This window comes from Pseudonocardia sp. WMMC193 (assembly GCF_021728735.1).
GTDB classification, from domain to species: domain Bacteria; phylum Actinomycetota; class Actinomycetes; order Mycobacteriales; family Pseudonocardiaceae; genus Pseudonocardia; species Pseudonocardia oroxyli.
Genome location: NZ_JAKKDO010000003.1, coordinates 4,640,474 through 4,657,613, shown reverse-complemented (window position 1 = coordinate 4,657,613; position 17,140 = coordinate 4,640,474). Strand labels below are relative to the sequence as shown.

The 17,140-nt window shown below is 74.6% G+C and carries 11 protein-coding genes; 6 read left to right on the top strand and 5 right to left on the bottom strand.

Annotated elements, in window-relative coordinates; translation table 11 throughout:
* Positions 1–62: 62 nt before the first annotated feature.
* Positions 63–3,065: an arabinosyltransferase domain-containing protein gene (locus L3X23_RS24070; RefSeq protein WP_237194737.1), complete on the bottom strand. Its 3,003-nt coding sequence runs from the start codon at positions 3,063–3,065 to the stop codon at positions 63–65.
* A 174-nt stretch (positions 3,066–3,239) separates the two neighbouring features.
* Between L3X23_RS24070 and L3X23_RS24065 the strand changes: the two genes are divergently transcribed.
* Positions 3,240–4,919: a hypothetical protein gene (locus L3X23_RS24065; protein ID WP_237194735.1), complete on the top strand. Its 1,680-nt coding sequence runs from the start codon at positions 3,240–3,242 to the stop codon at positions 4,917–4,919.
* A 67-nt stretch (positions 4,920–4,986) separates the two neighbouring features.
* Here L3X23_RS24065 and L3X23_RS24060 read toward each other — a convergent pair whose 3' ends face one another.
* Positions 4,987–8,154 carry an arabinosyltransferase domain-containing protein gene (locus L3X23_RS24060; protein ID WP_237194732.1) on the bottom strand — a complete coding sequence of 1,056 codons (3,168 nt, stop codon included), beginning with the start codon at positions 8,152–8,154 and terminating at the stop codon, positions 4,987–4,989.
* 194 nt (positions 8,155–8,348) lie between these two features.
* Here L3X23_RS24060 and L3X23_RS24055 point away from each other — a divergent pair, with 194 nt between their 5' ends.
* Both L3X23_RS24055 and L3X23_RS24050 read left to right on the top strand, forming a co-directional pair.
* Positions 8,349–10,286: an acyltransferase family protein gene (locus tag L3X23_RS24055; RefSeq protein ID WP_237194730.1), complete on the top strand. Its 1,938-nt coding sequence runs from the start codon at positions 8,349–8,351 to the stop codon at positions 10,284–10,286.
* Between the two features lie 63 nt (positions 10,287–10,349).
* The gene (locus L3X23_RS24050; RefSeq protein WP_237194728.1) at positions 10,350–10,988 is read left to right on the top strand and encodes a hypothetical protein; all 639 of its coding nucleotides are present in this window, start codon (positions 10,350–10,352) and stop codon (positions 10,986–10,988) included.
* Between the two features lie 49 nt (positions 10,989–11,037).
* Here the strand turns inward: L3X23_RS24050 and L3X23_RS24045 are convergent, their stop codons facing one another.
* From L3X23_RS24045 to L3X23_RS24035, 3 genes are read right to left on the bottom strand one after another with little or no spacing between them, the layout of a single operon-like run.
* Complete coding sequence (locus tag L3X23_RS24045; protein ID WP_237194726.1) at positions 11,038–11,679, bottom strand: nitroreductase family protein; 642 nt, start codon at positions 11,677–11,679, stop codon at positions 11,038–11,040.
* 24 nt (positions 11,680–11,703) lie between these two features.
* Positions 11,704–12,459: a decaprenylphospho-beta-D-erythro-pentofuranosid-2-ulose 2-reductase gene (locus L3X23_RS24040; RefSeq protein WP_237194724.1), complete on the bottom strand. Its 756-nt coding sequence runs from the start codon at positions 12,457–12,459 to the stop codon at positions 11,704–11,706.
* Position 12,460: 1 nt separating this feature from the next.
* Entirely contained in the window at positions 12,461–13,855 is a 1,395-nt protein-coding gene (locus L3X23_RS24035; protein WP_305080939.1) for an FAD-binding oxidoreductase, read from the bottom strand.
* Between the two features lie 59 nt (positions 13,856–13,914).
* Between L3X23_RS24035 and L3X23_RS24030 the strand changes: the two genes are divergently transcribed.
* The 3 genes from L3X23_RS24030 (at position 13,915) to L3X23_RS24020 (ending at position 17,087) form a co-directional block, all read left to right on the top strand.
* Positions 13,915–14,778 (top strand): alpha/beta fold hydrolase, encoded by an 864-nt coding sequence (locus L3X23_RS24030; protein WP_237194723.1) that lies wholly within the window; start codon positions 13,915–13,917, stop codon positions 14,776–14,778.
* Between the two features lie 84 nt (positions 14,779–14,862).
* Entirely contained in the window at positions 14,863–16,500 is a 1,638-nt protein-coding gene (locus tag L3X23_RS24025) for a hypothetical protein (protein WP_237194722.1), read from the top strand.
* Positions 16,497–17,087 carry a DUF1707 domain-containing protein gene (locus L3X23_RS24020; RefSeq protein WP_237194716.1) on the top strand — a complete coding sequence of 197 codons (591 nt, stop codon included), beginning with the start codon at positions 16,497–16,499 and terminating at the stop codon, positions 17,085–17,087. Before L3X23_RS24025 ends, L3X23_RS24020 begins: the two co-directional genes overlap by 4 nt.
* The last annotated feature ends 53 nt before the right edge of the window (positions 17,088–17,140 follow it).

The following is a 17,140-nucleotide window of genomic DNA, read 5'->3' as shown; positions in this document are numbered from 1 at the left end:
CGGGGTGTCGGTCGGTCTCATTGTGCTGTATGACGCCGATCGCTCCCGATCAGCCCACGCCGTCAGCCGACGGGATCCAGGCCGGGCACACTCGCGCGGCCCGTGCGCGTCCAACCACTCTGCGTCACCTCGGTGACCTGGGGCGACGCCGTGGCGTACGGCCGGATCGGCACCCAGCGGTAGAGCTGGGCCGGGTCACGCAGCGGATCGCCGTCCAGGTAGCCGGGCATCCGCTGCTCGGTCACGAGCAGCCGGGATGCGGCGAACGGTCCGCCGAAGCCGGGGGCGTAGGTGATGCCCGCGGCGCCGTCGGCCTGCGGCGGGGCCACCCGCCAGCGCGGCAGCACGGTGGTGCCGAGCGGCAGCGGGGCCGGGGTCAGGCACGGGAAGACGAACGCCACCGGCCAGTCCAGGATCGCCTCCGTGCCCGGCGGGACGACCTCGTCGAGCGGGGTGAGGCGGGGGATCCGGGGCAGGGTCGCGGTCGCGGGTGAGTCCGCGGCCTGCGGTGCGTCGACGACGAGGCGCACCCGGGTGGCCCCCGAAGGCGCGATCATCCGCTGGTCGCGGGGGGTGTCCCCGCTCGCGCCGAGGGCGACGGCGCCCAGCACCTCGTCGGTCGGGCCCGCGAACTCGGCCCGGAGCGAGTCACCGGGGCGGAGGTCACCGGCCGTGGTCACGACGACCGGGAGATCGTTCCGCTCGACGGCGAACCAGTCCGTGGCCCCTTCGCCCGCGACGCGGATGCCCGGCAGGGTGGTGCCGCCCGCGTCGGTGGGCAGGATCGGGAGTGCGGATCCGCTGTCAGTGCCGGCGCTGCCTGCGGATGCGCTCCCAGTGCGGCCGGCCGCGGATCCGCCGTCAGTGCCGGCGCTGCCTGCGGATGCGCTCCCGGTGCCGCCGGCTGCGGATGCGCTGTCAGTGCCGGCGCTGCCTGCGGATGCGCCACTCCCCGCCCCCGCCACCACGGGGAGCAGCCCCGCTGCCATGTCCGTCTCCACCGACATCCGCTCCTGCAGCCCGCAGGGCGCGCCCCGCAGCGTGGAGACGGCGTCGGAGGCGAGGGTGTAGTCGTCCCGGTGCTGCCAGCTCGTGCGGGCGAAGGTGAGCACCTGCAGCCCGACGACCGCGGCGACCAGCACCGTCGCCACCACCGCCGGGCTCGGCACCCGGGGTGCGACCGAGCGGCCGCCCGAGCGCCGCCACGCGTGCAGCAGCAGCGCCCCGCCGACCACGACCACGCCGGCGACGAGCCAGAGCAGCGCGACGTCCACCCCCGCGACGAGCGGCGGCACCGTGCTCCAGGTCAGCCCCCACCAGTCGGACACGAACGGCCAGACGTTCTGCCCCGCCCAGATCAGCGACCCCGCCACGGTCAGCGCGGCCAGCGCCACGACCCGCGCCCAGGCGGGCGCCCGCCGCCCGACCACCACGATCCCGACCACCAGGACCCCCGCGCCGACGCCCGCGAGGTCGCCGAAGTGCTGGGTCCACTTGGTCGGGTTCGTGGTCATCGACGCGAGCCCGACCAGGAACGTCAGCGCCAGCCGCACCGACGGCGAGGTGCGCCGCGCCCACAGCACCGCGACGGCGGCCAGGATCGTCAGCAGCACCGGCGCCCGCTTGGCCAGCGAGCCCTGCAGGTCGGTGGAGAGCAGCAGCGCGTAGCGGTGGTACTCGTCGTACCAGGGCTCGCCGCCGCCGATGAGCGCGCGGACCCGGGTGGCCTCGAGCAGCCCGCCGAGGCTCTGGTCGGACACCATCAGGAACACCGCCGCGGCGGGCGCCGCGAGCAGCACCGGGAGGATCGCCACCCCGCTGCGCCGCACGATCCGCAGCAGCGGCACCGCGGCCGGGACCAGCGGCGCGAAGGCCATCAGGCCGCCCGGGGTGACCGCGGTCGTCACACCGGCGACGAGCAGGGCCACCACGAGCGGCCGCACCGCACCCAGCGCCACCGCCCGCTCGACGAGCAGCCAGGTGACCAGCATCCCGAGCGCCACCCAGGGCTCCGGGCGCAGGCCCAGCGTCAGCGGGAGCCACCAGAGCAGGAAGCACGGCGCCGCGAGCCAGGCGTTGGCGCGCGGCAGCAGCCGGGGCAGGGTCAGCCGGGCGAGGAGGAACCACGTGACCAGCCCGAACAGCACCGACGGCAGCCGCATCCAGGCCGTCGAGGTGGAGACCTGCGCCCACACCCAGTACAGGTCGTAGAACCAGCTGAAGGGTGCCTCGGGGGCGTTGAGCCAGCGGTAGACGTTGCCGATGAACCCGCTCGACTCCCGGTCGCGGACGATGCCGGCGATGTAGCCGTCGTCCACCGTGATCGGGCCGATCACCCACCAGACGGCCAGCGTCGCCGCCACCCCGAGGTCGGGCAGGCGGGGGCGCCACCAGCCGCGCGGGAGCAGCCGGACCCGCCTCGACGGCCGCACCGCCACGAGCATGCCGAGCAGCGCCAACACCCCGACGACGGCGATCGCGGCCTTGAGCGGGCTGATCGTCGTCTGGAAGCGGGTGTCGGCCACGAGGTGCACGGACACCAGGTCCGGGCGGTCGGACTCCAGGGCGGCGACGGCGGGTCGCAGGTCGCCGGTGCGCGAGGCGACGGGGGCGCCGTCGAGCAGCACGGTCGTCTCGGTCGGCGTGCTGCGCACCTCGACCGCGCAGTCCCCGGCGGGCAGGGTCGCGATCTCGACGCCGGCGCTGGTCACCCGCAGCTGGTCGGAGACGGCGATGGTGAGCCCCTGCAGGCGGGCGGCCGTGGGGTCCGGGTCGGCGGGGACGGTGCGCAGCAGGGTGATCCCGGCGGCGGGCGCCTGCGCGCAGCGTGCCGTCGCGGTGAGCTCGACGGGCTGGTAGGGCATCAGGGGGATCGCGGTCGGCACCGCGCCGGGCCCGCCCCAGGTGTACTCCGCCCGCGGCTGGATCACCGGGGCCAGCGGGAACGCGACCGCGCACACCAGCACGAGCAGTCCGAGCAGGCCCGCGAGCAGCCCGCCGCGCCGCCGGGGCGCGGGCGGATCCGCGGGCAGCACGTCGGGGGCCGGGCGGACGGGGGAGACCACGGGGACAGGCTGCCGTACCGCCCCGGACCGGCCGCGCTCCGGGGTGTCGACCGCGCCCGCGGGGGACACGGGTCACGATCCGGTGTCGACCGGCGACTACACCGGGTAAGCCTCCCCCCGTGGCCCCGGTTCGTGCTGGATCATCGGGCCGTCCCCACCTCGTTGGAGTGCATCGTGTCCACAGCGGCGCCGCCCCGCGTCCGGCCCGCCCCGCCTGCCGCGCCCGACCGCCGAGGGTGGAACGCCGCGGTCCTGGTCGTCCTGGCCCTCGCGTTCGCCGCGTTGATCTGGAACCGGCGCTGGGTCAGCGACGACGGGCTGATCGTGCTGCGGACCGTGCGCAACCTGCTCGCGGGCGACGGCCCGGTGTTCAACGCGGGCGAGCGGGTGGAGGCGAACACCTCGACGCTCTGGACCTACCTGCTCGCACTGCCGAGCCTGGTCATGTCGGCGAACTGGGCCGCGGTGCTGCTCGGGCTGGTCCTGTCGGTGGCGGGGCTGGTGCTCGCCGCGGACGCCGCGCGCAGGCTGTGGGGTGCCCGCGCCATCGCGCCCGCCGGGGCGCTCGTCGTGCTCGCCCTGCCGCCGTTCTGGGACTTCGGGACGTCCGGCCTCGAGACCGGCCTGATCAGCGGCTGGCTGGGGCTCACGTTCTGGCTGCTGGTCCGCCTGCACCGCGGCGGCGGGTCGCCGTACCCGCTCGCGGTCGTCGCGGGGCTCGCGCCGCTGGTCCGCCCGGACCTGGCGCTGCTGTGGCTGCCCGTCGGGGTCGCGCTGCTGGTGCTGGCCTGGGGTGGTGTGCGGCGGATCCTGGGTCTGGCGGCCGCGGCGTTCGCCGCGCCGGTGGCCTACGAGGTCTTCCGGATGGGGTACTACGGCCTGCTCGTCCCGGAGACCGCGTTGGCCAAGGAGGCGTCGGTCACCCGCTGGGAGCAGGGCGGCTACTACCTGCAGGACCTGCTGGACACCTACGAGCTGTGGTGGGCCGGCGCGGGGCTGCTGCTGACGGTGGTCGTCCTGGCGTTCCGGCGCCCCCCGTTCCGGGCCCGGACCGCCCTCGTCGCCGCGGTACCGATCGTCTCGGGCCTCATGCTGGCCGTGTACGTCACCCGGGTCGGCGGCGACTTCATGCACGGCCGGATGCTGCTGCCCGCCCTGTTCTGCCTGCTCACCCCGGTCATGGTCGTACCGCTGACGCGCTGGACCCTGGTCCCGCTCCTGGCGACCGCCGTCTGGGCCACGGCCAGCCTCACCTCGTTCCGCCCGGCGTACGGCGAGTCCCTCGGCCCGCACCAGATCGCCAACGAGCGGCTCTACTACGTCCTGCTGCTCGACAACCCGCACCCGGTGACCGCCGAGGACTACCGCTCGCACCCGATGGTCGCCGAGGGCGTCGAGCGGCTGGCCCGCTCCAGCGAGCCGTCGCTCGCGATCGTCGGCGGCGCGAGCTGGTACGTCTACCCGTCGACCATGGACCGGGACACGCTGGTCTGGCTCAACCTCGGCGTCGCGGGCGAGCTCGCGCCGCTGGACACCCGGGTGCTCGACGGCGTGGGCCTGGTCAACCCGATCGCCGGGCACGCCACCGGGCTGCCGGACGGCCGCATCGGCCACGACAAGGACCTGCTGCCGGAATGGTTCCTCGCGGACGCCGGGGTCACGGGGGACACCGGGTTCGTCGGCCCGCAGTACGTCGAGGCCGCCCGCCGGGCCCTGGCCTGCCCCGCGACCGTCGAGATGATCGAGTCCTACCGCGCCCCGCTCACCGCGGAGCGGTTCTGGCAGAACCTCACCGGCGCCGTGGAGCGCACGAGCTACCGCTACCCCCGCGAACCCGCCCCCTGCGCCCCCTGAGCACGCACCCCCGACGAGCGAGCGGCGCGCTCGCTCTCACACCTGGTGAGCCAACGCGCCGTTCGCCCTACGGGCGGTCCAGGGGTGGGTCGGCGGGAGCCTCGCCGATCGTGCCCTCCTGCTGCCAGCCCCACATCGTGCGCGTCCCGGGCTCGACGTCCGGGGCGCCCGCGGGGGCGTACGGGTCCAGCATCCGCAGCTGGCCCCAGTCGAAGTCCCAGGCGCCCTGCAGGTACGTCGGCACCACGCGCTCGACCGCGATCTGGTCGATCCACCCCTGCGGCCCGCCCGTCGACGGCGCACCCCAGTTGTCGCCGACCTCGCGTTGCTGGGTGTCGGCGAGGATCCGGTAGGCGGGCTGCTCGGCCACGCCGCGATGGATCCCGTAGGGCCGCAGGCACGGGCTGGGGAAGGGCGTCGGCCAGTCGAGGTAGCCCGCCTTGCCGGCCACGACGTCGGTGAGCGGGGTCAGCCGCGGCACCCGCGGCTCGGCGACGGCGATCCAGCCGTTCTCCCCGAGCGCCTGGTCGGACACGACGACCCGGACGGCGTCCGCGGTGGCCGCGGGCCTCCCGACGAGGTCGAGCCGCACGTCCCGCCAGGCCGCACTCGCCGCGGCCGTGCCCTGCGGGTCCGCCACCGCGGTGACGGCGCCCGACGACCCGTCCGGTGAGACGGTGTCGACCACGGCGTCGCCGCGGCGGAACTCCAGCGTGAGCGACGTCCCGGACCCGACCTGCCCCGCGATGCCCAGCACCAGCGGGGCGGAGCCGTCCCGGGCGGCCTCGGGCAGCCCGTACCAGGGCGAACGGAACTCCCCGGTCGCCTGGGGGTCGGGGCTCCAGCTGCCCATGACCTGCCCGCCGTGCGGGCCGGTGCCGGTCACGCCGGGATCGTGGTTGCCCTGGCCGTCGGAGTCCCGCAGCGACCCGGGGCCCGTCGGCGGCAGCCCGAACGGCAGGAAGCCCGAGCCCTCCCCGGCGCCCGAGACCGGACGCAGGGTCCCCGCCTCCGGATCGGTCTCGACGAGGATGCGCCCGGCGAGCCCGCAGCGCGAGCCGGTCGGGTCGGCCACGACGTCCGCCGCGAGGGAGTAGCTGCCCCACTGCTTCTGCACGCCCTTGGCCAGCGACGCGATCTGGAACACCACGACCAGCGCGCAGAACACGGCGATCGGGGCGCTGTTCAACCGGCGGCCCCGGCGGTCCAGCGGACGCGGGATCGCCGGCCCGCGCAGGTGCTCGACGGCGGCGTAGACCAGCGTCGCCGCCGCGGCGAGCAGCAGCAGCGAGGTCAGCGAGACCGACTCGACCGACACCGGCTTGTCGAACCACGGCACGCCCCAGTTGGACACGTACCACCAGCTGTTCGGACCGGCGAAGGCCAACGCCGTGACCGTCAGCAGCGCGGCCACGAGCAGCGCCTGGTTGCGCCGGGAGCGCAGCACGCTCGTCGCGGTCGCCAGCGCGGCCACCGCCGCCATGCCGGCGCCGAGAGCGGCGAAGGCGCCGAAGTGGTGGGTCCACTTCGTGGGGGTCAGCGCCAGCACGACGAAGGCGAGCAGGCTCGATCCGATCAGCCTGCGGGAGACCCCGAGCGCCGCCCCCGGGATGCGGCCGCGGCGCAGCAGCACCGCGATGCTCACCCCGAGGCACAGCATCAGGACCAGCACCGGGAACCGGCGCATCAGCGAGCCGTCCCGGGTGTTGGAGAACAGCAGCTGGTAGCGGTAGAGCTCCTGGTACCAGGGCTGGTTGGGGCCGATCTCGGTGCGGACCCGGGTGGCTTCGGCGATCGTCTGCCAGGTCTGGTCGCCGAACACCGCGACGAGCACGACGACGCCCGCCGCCACCAGCGGCGCGAGCACCGGGACCCAGCCGGCCTGCCGGGCCCGCCGCGCGAGCAGCCGCAGCAGCGGCCGGGCCGCGGCCAGCAGCGGCGCGAACGCGATCAGCCCGGTCGGGGTCGCCGCCACGGCGAACGCGCCCGAGACCAGCGCCAGGGCCACGGGCAGCAGCCGCTGCATCGCGAGCGCGCGCTCCAGCAGCACGAGCGACACCAGCGCGGCGATCACCACGACGGGCTCGGGGCGCAGGCCGTTGTTGAACGGGATCCAGAAACAGAGGAACACCCCCGCGGCGGCCCAGCCCGCGGACCGGCTGCGGCGCACCGTGGTGCCGATCCGGGGGAGCAGCGCGCGGCTGATCAACAACCAGCTCGCCAGACCCATCGCGAGCGCGGGCAGGCGCAGCCACAGCACCGAGTCGCTCACCTGGATCCAGAGCGAGTAGAGCTCGTAGAACCAGCCGAACGGTGCCTCCGGGACGTCGAACCACCGGTAGTAGTTCCCGACGTACCCCGAGGTCAGATCGCCGCGGGCGATCGCGAGGATGTACCCGTCGTCGGGGGTCATGCTGCCGAAGACGGTGCCGCCGAGCAGCAGCGCGGCCACGCACCCGTCCCGCCACCAGTCCTGTCCGCGCAGCCGGGAGGCGAGCCTGCCGGTGGGGACGAGGCGGCGGCCGTCCCGGTCGTCGAGCCTGCGCAGGACGACCAGGCAGCCGAGCAGCGCGATCACGGCGAGTGCGCCCGCGCCGATCTTCAGCGCGGTCGGCGAGCTGTCGAATCGGTTGTCGCTCGCGAACCGGACCTCCGTGCCCGCGATCGGGTCCCGGGTCCCGTCGAGGTCCGACCAGACGCCGGTGACCTGGGGGCGGGCGTCGCCGTCGAGCGCGGCGAGCTGCGCGCCACCGAACGTGACGGTCGTGGTCGTGGAGGTCGAGTCGATCCGCAGCGTGCAGTCGCCCGCGGGGAGCAGCGGGTCGGCCAGGCGTTGCCCGCGGTCGTCGACGACGAGCCGCCCGCCGTCCACGCTCACCCGCATCCCGACGGCGGCCCCGTCGGGCGCGCCGGGCGCGGTGGTGGTGAGTACGGTCGCCTCGGCGGGGGAGCGGGCGTCGAGGCTGCGGATCGAGGCGCAGGAGACGGTCGCGTCGAACCGCTCCGGACGCAGCGCGACCAGCGGCGCCACGACGGGCGCGGTGCCGTTCGCCGCGGTCGGCCAGCTGAGCTCGGCGGTGTTCTGCGTGACGGGGAGGAACGGGATCGACAGCGACAGGACGGCGGAGAGCAGGCCGAGGGCCGCGGCGAGCGCCCGGGTTCTGCTGGGGGGAGCGGAGCCACCACGGCTGTCGGGGGCCGGGGGAGCCTCGTCCACCGTGTCGGTGGTCAGCACGCTGAGCCACGGTAGCTGTACGCCGATCGGCCCGCTGAGCCCGGCCCCAAGGGGTGATCCGGCTCGCGTCACCCGGGTGAGGGATCAAGAACTACAATCATGTGATTCGTGCACTCAGCGTAGGTCGCTAGGCCATACGGGCGCACTGTAGGTGACACCCGTGACGGCTACACGGCGGATGCGTTGTGGTCCATGTGACGACCACCGCTGAGCTTGCGCCGATCCGCACGACGGATTCGGCTCCCGCTTCGCCCACTGGCGAGCTGCGTGCCCTGACCGGTCTGCGCATCGTCGCCGCGGCCTGGGTGGTGGTGTTCCATTTCCATTTCACCGCGCTGCCGGGCGTCGCGCTCGTCGTCGCCGCGCTCGGGCCGGTGGTCACGGCGGGTGCGCTCGGCGTCGACCTGTTCTTCGTCCTCTCCGGGTTCGTGATCGCCTACACCTACCTGGAGAAGCTCGGCCCGAAGCTCACGGCCGAGGCGACCGGTCGGTTCGTCTGGGCGCGCGCCTGCCGGATCTGGCCCGCCTACGCGCTGGTCTTCCACATGTTCGGGATCTGGCTGCTGGCCCGCGCGGTCTACGGCGTGGACTCCGACATCGCGTTCCAGAGCGTGCAGCCGGTGCTGAGCCCCGGGGAGTGGGTGGAGCAGCTGTTCATGGTGCAGCTGTGGGACCAGCCCTACTTCGACGGTGCCTCGTGGGTCGGCTCGACCTGGTCGATCAGCGCCGAATGGCTGGCCTACCTGCTGTTCCCGCTGGTCGCCACCGTGTTCTACCGGATGCGGAACCTTCCGTTCACGGTCCTCGCGGGCGGTGCGGTCGCCCTGATGACCCCGATCGCGCTGGCGTACCTGGAGACCGGCAGCCCCTACTACCCGTGGAGCTGGCTCGTCCGGATCCTGTGCGGCTTCGGCGGCGGCGTCCTGGCCTACCTCGCGGTGCGGAAGCTGAAGTCCCAGGGCACCGACGTCCGACGCCAGGCGTCCCTCGTCGCGTCGGTCACCCCGGTGCTGATCGTGGTGGGGCTGGTCGCCGGGGAGCTGGTCGGGCCCGGTCGCGGCGGCGCGGTGATCCTGCTCTTCCCGATCCTGGTCGGCGCGCTCGCCCTGGCCGACCGCGGCGTCGCCCGCGTCCTCTCCCGGCCCGCGATGGTCCACGGCGGCCGCATCTCCTACGCGCTGTACCTCATCCACATCCCGATGTTCGAGGTGTACTGGCTGGCGATGGCGTACGTGCCGGAGCTGACGGGGTCGACCGTGGTCGCCCACCTCGCCGGGCTCGCGGTGCTGGTCGCGACCGTCCCCGCCGCCCAGCTGCTCTACCGCTGGGTGGAGGAGCCCGCGCGGCGAGCGATGAAGAAGGTGCCCGCCCAGCTGCACGGCATGGACACCCCGCGCCCGGTCGTGCCGCTCCCGACCTTCTGCCGCGGTCCGCTGACCAGCCCGCTCCCCGTCGTCCCGCTCGACGACCGGCTCCCGCTCGGCATCCCGCTCGACACCGACGTCGCGCGCCGCGACCCGTGCACCACCGAGCTCCCGGCGCTCGCGACCCCGCTCGTGGCGGAGAAGGCGATCGGGCTGCGGGGGGCCGCGTGGCCGACCCGCGTGGCGGTCCAGCGCGAGCCGATCCCGAACGAGGTGGCGCGCCGCGACCCCGAGACCCACGCGCTGCCGCTGGTCGCGAACCTGCCGCAGGCGCCGGAGGTCCTCGACCTGCCGGACTTCGACGACCCCTGGTTCGCCCGCCCGCGACCCGCGCAGCAGGACCGGCGCTCGGGAGCACCCGGGGACGCCCGACCCCTTCCGGACCGGCTGCTCCCGGGCAGCGGGGCCCCGGGTCCGGCGCCGAGCAGGCCCGCCCGCCCCGCCCCGGTCCCCGCACCGCCCGCGGACGCGGCCGCCGAGGTCGTGCCCGCCGGGGCGCCGATGCTCCCCGTGATCTCGCCGCTGCCCGTCCCGCGGCCCGTGGACCGCGTCCAGGCCGCCCGCGGCGCGGAGGTCCGCTCGCCGCACCCCGAGCTCGCCGAGAAGCTCGTCGCGGCGGGCCTGAACCGGGGCAGGCACCGCGCCCGCAACGCCCGGCCCCACGCGGCCCCGCACATCGCGGGCCAGCGCGGACCCGAGCACCGCTGACGGGCCGGATCCCGGCGCGCCACCCCGTGCGCCGGGCTCCGGACGGGGTGCGACGATCGCACCGTGCACGCCGCCCCCGACGCGACGGCCGACACGGCCCCGCTGAGCTGGTACTCGCGCCTGGTCCTGCACTACGTCGGCCGCGGCCCGTTCCTGGTGGCCGAGCACGGTGAGCTGTTGCGCAGACTGGTGGACCACGGACCCGCGTCCGGGGTCGCGGAGAGCGAGCGCGCGGCCGCGCGGATGCGTGCGCAGGCCCCGGGCTGTCCGGTGTTCCTCGGCCCCGGTGCGGTCCCCAGCGGCGCCTTCGGCGGGATCGCGGCGTTCGACGTCCTCGCCCGCGGCGGGGACGACGAGAAGACCGTCGTCGAGTGGGTCCGGATCCTGGCCCCGGGCGGGCGGGCGATCGTGCTGGTCCCGGACCCGGCGGGGCGCGGGCGCGCGCTGACCGACGGCGAGTGGGCCGGTGAGCGGCCCGGCAACCGCAGCCACGACGACTGGCGACAGGTCTTCACGGCCGCCGGCCTGCGCGTCCACCGCGAAGGCTCGGACGGGCTGATCCGCGGCCCCTACGGCAGGATCCCGCCGCTCCTGGACCCGCGCACCGCCCCCGCCCGCACCCAGCAGGCGATCGGCACCCTGTTCCTCAACCCGGGCGAGGGCGAGAACGCGGTGTTCGTGCTGGAGAAGCCCGCCGGCTGACGCTTGGGCGTCCCAAGCGTCAGCCAGCGACGCTTGGGCGTCCCAAGCGTCACCAGCCGTCGATGTGGAGCACCTCGTCCAGGGGCTGGCGCGGGGCGGGCTTGAACGTCTCGCCCGTGTAGTAGGCGACCGGGAACAGCACGCCCTGGCGGATGTTCGGCGGGATGCCGAGCAGCTCCGCGACCTCCTTCTCGTACGGCAGGTGCAGCGTGGTCCACGCGCTGCCGAGGCCTCGCGCGCGCAGGGCGAGCTGCAGCGACCAGGCGGCCGGGAGCAGCGAGCCCCATAAACCGGCCTGGTTCCCGGCGGGCAGCTCCCCGCCCGGCGCATGGATCGCACCGATGACCAGCACCGGGACCTCGGCCAGGTGGTCGGCGAGGTAGTCCGCGCTGGACTGGACACGACTCTGGGTGGCGTTCCGGTCCGGGTCGTCGTACTCCTTGCGACCGGCCGCCCGGTAGGCGCTGAAGGACTTCGCGTAGTAGTCCGCGACGGCCTTCTTCTTCTCCGGGTCGGTCAGCACGATCCAGTGCCACCCCTGGGAGTTGCTCCCGGTGGGCGCCTGCAGCGCCACCTCCAGGGCCTCCCGGATCACCTCGAGGGGCACCGGCTTGTCGAGATCGAGGCGCTTGCGCACCGAACGCGTGGTCGTCAGCAGCTGGTCGGGGTCCAGCGGAAGCAGCTCTGCCATGACCCCGACACTAGTGCAGTCGCCTTAAACGGGGAGCCGCCGAAAGATCGGTCGCGGGACGTGGCGGAGCGCGCTCATCACGAAGCGCAGCGGCGCGGGCGCCCACACCAGCTCGGTCCTGGTCCGCACCGCGTGCACGATCACCTCGGCGACCGCCTCGGGGGTCGTCGAGAGCGGGGCGGGGGTGAGGCCCTCGGTCATCTTCGTGTGGACGAAGCCGGGGCGGACCACGGTCACGGTCACCCCGGCAGGCCGCAGCGCCTCGGTGAGCCCGGTGTAGAAGGCGTCGAGCCCGGCCTTGGTCGAGCCGTAGACGAAGTTCGACCGCCGCGCCCGCTCGCCTGCGACGGAGGACAACGCCACGAGGGAGCCGTGGCCCTGCGCCGTGAGGCGCGTGCCGAGCAGGACCCCGACCGACACGGCCGCGGTGTAGTTGACCTGGGCCAGCTCGACGGCCTTGGCTGCGTCCGTCCAGGCCTCCTCGTTGTCCCCGAGCAGGCCGAACGCCACGATCGCGACGTCGACGTCCCCGCCGGCGAACGCCTTGTCGACGACCGCGGCGTGGGTGTCGAAGGCCTGCGCGTCGAAGTCGACGAGCTCGACCGCGCAGCCCTTGCCCTCCAGCCGGGTCTTCGCGTCGTCCAGACGAGAAGAGGCCCGCCCGGCCAGGACCACGCGCAGCGGCCGGTCCCCGGCGAACGCCTCGACGGTGGCCAGCCCGATCTCGGACGTGCCGCCCAACAGCAGGATGCTCTGCGGGTTGCCCACGGCGTCGATCACGTCAGATCAGCTCCAGTCGTCGTGCCATGTCGGACGCGAACACGCCCTGGGGGTCCACCGCGGCGCGGACCTTGCGCCACTCGTCGAGCCGCGGGTAGCCGCGCCGGATCGCCTCCGGCGTGGTCCGGGACTCCTTGGCCAGGTAGTGGCGCCCACCCGCGTCGAGGACCACCCGGTCCAGCTCGTCGCACAGCTCGCCCAGGCCCGGGCCGATGGGGATGTCGAGGCAGAGCGTCCAGCCCGGCTTCGGGAAGGACAGCGGCGCCCGGTTGCCCTCGCCGAACTGCTTCAGCACGTTCAGCGCCGAGACCTGCCCGGCCTCGGTGACCAGCGACAACACGGTGCGGATCACGTCGCCGCGGTCCTTCGGCACCACGAACTGGTACTGCAGGAACCCGTGCGGGCCGTAGCCCCGGTTCCACTCGCCCGCGATGTCCAGCGGGTGCAGGAACTGGGTGATGTTCTGGATCGCGCCCAGCCTGGTGGGCGACTTGCGGTACCAGAGCTCGGAGAACAGCCTCCCGGTCCAGCGGTTGAGCATGCCGGGCGGGAAGACGTCCGGCACCGTGAGCAGCTGCGGCGCGTCGAACTTCAGCGGGTCCGTGCGCTGCTTCGGGGACAGGTCCTCGAGCGTGGCGTGGTTCGCCCTGGTCAGCAGGCCGCGGCCGAAGTGCTCGCCGGTGGTGACGGCGTCGAACCAGGAGACCGACTCGGCGTAGCGGTCGTCGTCCTCGGTCTGTCGGCGCATCAGGTCGTCGAGGTTGTCGATCTGCTCGGTGTCGACCTTGAAGTAGGCCGTCTCCACCGGGTGCAGCTTCAGCCGGGCCCGCACCACCACGCCGGTCAGACCCATGCCGCCGACGGTCGCCCAGAACAGCTCGGACTCCGGCCCGTCCGGCGTCAGCTCGTGGATCGACCCGTCCGCCAGCACGATCGTCATCGAGACGACGTGGTTGCCGAACGACCCGACGACGTGGTGCGCCTTGCCGTGGATGTCCGCGCCGATCGCACCGCCGATGGTGACCTGGCGGGTGCCGGGCAGCACCGGGATCCAGAGGCCGAAGGGCAGTGCGCGGCGCATGAGGGTGTCCAGGGACACGCCCGCGTCGACGTCCACGATCCCGGAGTCGACGTCGATCGAGTGCACGGTGCCCAGCCCGGTCATGTCGAGGACCGTGCCCCCCGCGTTCTGCGCCGGGTCCCCGTAGGAGCGGCCGAGCCCGCGGGCGATGATCCCCCGGGGGCCTGCGGCGGCGATCGCCGCGGCGACCTCCTCCGGGGCCCGCGGCGTGACCACCGTGGCGATCGTGGGCGCCGTGCGCCCCCACCCGTGCAGGGCCCGTTGCTCGCCTGTACCCATGGTCGACTCCGCAGGCTCGGTCTCCGTGCTCGTCATCGCCGACGAGGCTACCGAGGGGCCGATGAGTTTCCGCGGGCGGTGCGGTCTACAGGGGCATGGAGACCCACACCCTCGCGCTGCCCGCCGTCGACCTCGTCTACGACGTCCGCGGCCCCCTGCCGACGGCGGACGGCCGCCCCGCCCTGCTCCTGATCGGTCAGCCGATGGACGCGAGCGGGTTCGCCGCCCTCGCCGGGCTGCTGCCCGACCGCACGGTGATCACCTACGACCCCCGCGGCCTGGGGCGCAGCGTCCGCAAGGACGGCCGGACGGACTTCACGCCGGAGGACCACGCCGCCGACCTGCACGCTCTGGTCACGGAGCTGGGGATCGCGCCGGTCGAGGTGTTCGGCAGCAGCGGCGGGGCGGTCACCGGGTTGGCCTGGGTGGCGGCGTACCCGCAGGACGTCCGCACCCTGGTGGCGCACGAGCCGCCGCTGAACCCGGTCCTGCCGGACGCCGCGGCCGCCGACCGGGCCCGCCTGGGCTTCGCGGAGGCGTACGAGGCCAAGGGGAGGGGCGCCGGGATGGCCCAGTTCATCGCGATGACGAGCTGGGTCGGCGAGTACACCGACGAGTACTTCGCCCAGCCGCCCGCCGATCCGGCGGCGTTCGGGCTGCCCACCGAGGACGACGGCGACCGCTCCGACCCCCTGCTCTCCCGCCGCTCCTGGGCGGTCAGCGACCACGACCCGGACATCGCCGCCCTCCGGGCCGCCCCGACCCGCGTGGTGGTCGCGGTGGGTGAGGAGACCGGGAACACCTACACCGGCCGCACCGCCGTCGCCCTCGCCGCGAAGCTGGGCCAGGAGGCCGCCGTGTTCCCCAGCCACCACGGCGGCTTCCTCGACGGCACGTTCGGCTACCCGGGCAAGCCCGCCGAGTTCGCCGCGCGGCTCGAGGAGATCCTCGCTCCCTGACCCACCCCCGCGAGTCCCCCACTCCAGCCCCGCGATTCGGCCTCCGAGCGTCGGGTCGATCCTCCGTGTGACACCCTCCGCCCCGTGCCCGCCCGCCTGCTCACGGTCGCGAGCTACCTCGCGGTCTCGCTGTTCCTGCAGCGGCGGGTGCTGGGTGATCTCACCGGCACGGCGGTCGGTCGCGTCTCGGGGGACGCGACGGGCTTCACCTGGTGGCTCGCGCACACCGCCCACGAGTTCTCGCTGGTCACCGACCTGCAGAACTACCCGACGGGCGTCAACGCGCTCTGGAACACCTCGGTCCCGCTGCTCGGCCTCCTCCTCGCCCCCGTCACCCTGACCGCGGGTGCCACGGCGGCGTTCAACGTCGGGATGATCCTCGGTCCCGTGGTCTCCGGCGCGGCGACGGCGTGGGCGCTCGGCGGGATCGTCCGGTCCCGGATCGCGCGGGCGGTGGCGGGCGGTCTCTACGCCTTCTCCCCGTTCGTGCTCGCCCACTGGCAGGCCGCGCACCTCAACCTGGTCTGGGCCGTCCTGCCGCCGGTGCTGCTCGGTCTGGCCCGTCGACTCCTCGTCCGCGAGCCCACCCGTCCCTGGCTGCTCGGGGCGCTGGCCGGGCTCGCGCTCGGGCTGCAGGCCTGGCTCTACACCCAGACGCTGGCCGTCGGCGTGCTCGGGCTCGTGGTCCTGGCCGCGGTGCTCGCCGCCCGCTTCCCCCGTCGGGCGCGGCGGCGGCTGCCCGCCCTGGTCCGCGCCGGGCTCGCGTGCGTCGGGACGTTCCTGCTGGTCGCGGGCTATCCGCTGGACCTGGTCCTGGCCGGCCCGGCCCGACCGCAGACGCCGATCCGCTCACCGGACTACGGCAGCGCCGACCTCGCCAACACCCTCACACCCACCTGGGTCACCGCGCTGCACGGCGCCACCCCGACGATGCAGGGCAACCTGGGCGAGCAGGGCGGCTACCTGGGTCTGGCGGTCCTGGTGCTGGCCGCGGTCGCCCTGGTCCGCGGCGGGACGGCGGCCCGGATCACCGTGGCCACCGGCGCGATCCTGTGGGTCCTCGCCCTCGGTCCGCGCCTGTACCTGCACGGCCGGGCGCTCGGCGTCGACCTCCCGTGGCAGGTGCTGCTGCACGTCCCGCTGGTCGCCGAGGTCGAGCCCGCCCGGCTGCAGGTCCTGGTCACGCTCGCGGTCGCGGTGCTGGTGGGTCTCGCCCTCGACCGGGTGCGCGCAGGGGCCGGTGTGGTGGGGCTCGTGGTGGTCGCGCTCGTGGTCACCTGGCTCCCCGCGGACGCCCAGCGCACCACCCCGGCGCCCGCCCGCGCGGTCCCGGAGGCGGCGGGGCAGGTCGTCGAGACCTGGCCGCGGATCACCGGCGACTGGTACGGCGGCGCGGACCCGCTGCGCGCCCAGATCGCCTCGGGTTTCGCGTACCGCCTGGTCGGGGGCTACTTCATCGGCTCGGACCCGGAGCACCCCCTGCTGATCGAGTCCGCCTGGAACCCCTACCAGCAGGGGGCGGCGGCGATGGAACTGTGGGGCTCCACGGCCACCGACCCGGGCGCCGCGGCGGCCGACCTGCGCGCCCGCGGCGTGACCATGGTCCTCGTGACGTCCGACGACGCCGCCGTCCTCGACTGGACCCGCCGCGTCACGGGGAGCTCCGGCACCCGGCTGGACGGTGGGTGGGCCTTCGCTCTGCCCGCTACCCTGCAGCGATGACCGTCCCACCGCGGCCGGAGATCAGGATCTCCGACGCCGACCGTGAGCGCGCGGCCGCCAAGCTGCGCGTCGCGCTCGGCGAGGGTCGGATCACGATGGTCGAGCTGGAGGAGCGCCTCGCCGTCGTCTACGCGGCGCGGTTCGCGAGCGACCTGCTGCCGCCCTTCGACGACCTGCCGGGCGATCCGCGGGACGTGCTCACGGACGTGCCGCTGACGACGCCGGTCGGCCCACCGCTGGTGCTCCGCGCGGGCCGGGGGACGCTGCGCCGGGTGGGGCAGTGGCAGGTTCCGGCGCGGCTGCGCGTGCAGAGCACGATGGGCGCGGTGCTGCTGGACTTCACCCAGGCCGAGCTGACCCACCCCGTCGTCGAGATCGAGCTGGAGCTGGGGGCCGGACCCGCCCGGCTGCTGCTGCCGGACGACGCGACCGCGGACGTCGAAGGCCTGCACGCGGGGGTGGGCCTGGTCCGCAGCCGGGTCGAGTGCCGCCCGGGCCCGGGTCCACACTTCCGCATCTACGGCCGCGCCGGAGTCGGCTCGGTCGTGGTCCGCCGTCGCTACCGCGTGGCGGGCCTGCGCCTCTGACCTGCGCCTTTGGCGCTCGTGAGTGGTCAGTGGTGCTCTGGCACCACTGACCA